The organism is Pseudomonas sp. V88_4 (assembly GCF_029967985.1).
Taxonomy (GTDB): Bacteria; Pseudomonadota; Gammaproteobacteria; order Pseudomonadales; family Pseudomonadaceae; genus Aquipseudomonas; species Aquipseudomonas glycinae.
In genome coordinates, this window is sequence record NZ_JASCAF010000017.1 from 1 (window position 1) to 1,288 (window position 1,288).

Below are 1,288 nucleotides of genomic sequence, written 5' to 3' on the forward strand. Positions count from 1 at the left end.
GGGTAAAGACCGGGTACATCCTTTACGTTTGAGACCGGGGACATGGTTTACAGGTATCAATCATGGTCAGGAGGTGCTGACCATGCCCTGGAATCAAGAGTCCCCGATGGATCAACGAGTGAAATTAGTCAGTGACTGGCTCAGTGGCAGCTACACCAAAAGCCAATTGAGCCGGCGTTACGGTGTCAGCCGTCCAACCGTCGACAAATGGCTGGATCGGTACGCAGCGCTTGGCGTGGATGGTTTGAAAGAGCAATCCCGCAAGCCTTTGAACTGCCCTCATCAAACCCCGGATGAAATCATCGCCACATTGCTGGCCAGGAAAAACGAGCATCCCGATCGAGGCCCCAAACAGATCATTGATCGCCTGCGAAAGTCCGATCCACAGATTCCATGGCCGGCCGCGAGTACTGCTGGGGAGTGGTTGAAGAAGGCAGGTTTGGTAGTTGCGCGGCGCCCCTATCCTTTGCGCCCGCGTGCCCCGACGCATTTGCGCCCAGTCGATGGGCCCAACCAGACATGGTGTGCCGACTTCAAAGGGCAGTTCAGGATGCAGGACCGCAATTGGTGCTATCCGTTGACCATTACCGATCAGATGAGCCGCTATCTGCTGCTCTGCCGGGCGCTGCCCGGCACGCACACTGAGCCGACGCGACAGGGATTCGAATGGGCTTTCCGGGAGTTTGGATTGCCAGACGTAATCCGCACCGATAACGGAGCGCCTTTCGCATCCACAGGTTTGGCGCGGCTGTCGAAGCTGTCCGTCTGGTTCATCAGGCATGGCATTCACATCGAGACAATTACGCCAGGGCGTCCTGACCAGAACGGTCGACACGAACGGATGCACCGCACTCTCAAAGCAGCGGTACTGCGGACACCTGCGGAAAATCTCGTGCGCCAGCAACTGGCCTTTGAAGAATTCGTCCAGGACTTCAACCATGATCGACCACATACCGCACTGGGCATGAAGCCGCCGGCTTCCGTCTACAGACCTTCGTTGCGCCCATACCCGGGCTACTTGCCTGCGGTCGAATACGGCCCTGATGTTGAGGTGCGCAAGGTTCGTTCGAACGGCGAGTTCAAGTGGAAGGGGCAACGAATGTTTTTGGGCGAGGCGCTGATCGGCGAGGATATCGCGCTGAAGGAAGTGGCTGATGACGTGTGGGAGTTGTACCTTTGCAACTTCTGTTTAGGCAGGCTTGAGCGCGGTGCCAACCGCGTATCAAGCCTGTAAAAGGTGTAAACGATGTCTCCGGTCTAATGTGTAAAGGATGTACCGGTCTCTACA

At 56.7% G+C, this 1,288-nt stretch carries 1 protein-coding gene; it reads left to right on the top strand.

Annotated elements, in window-relative coordinates; genetic code table 11:
- Positions 1–1,234, top strand: a 1,234-nt coding sequence (locus QLG12_RS07150; protein ID WP_282474221.1) for an IS481 family transposase, incomplete at its 5' end; no start/stop codon positions are given.
- Positions 1,235–1,288 lie beyond the last annotated feature (54 nt).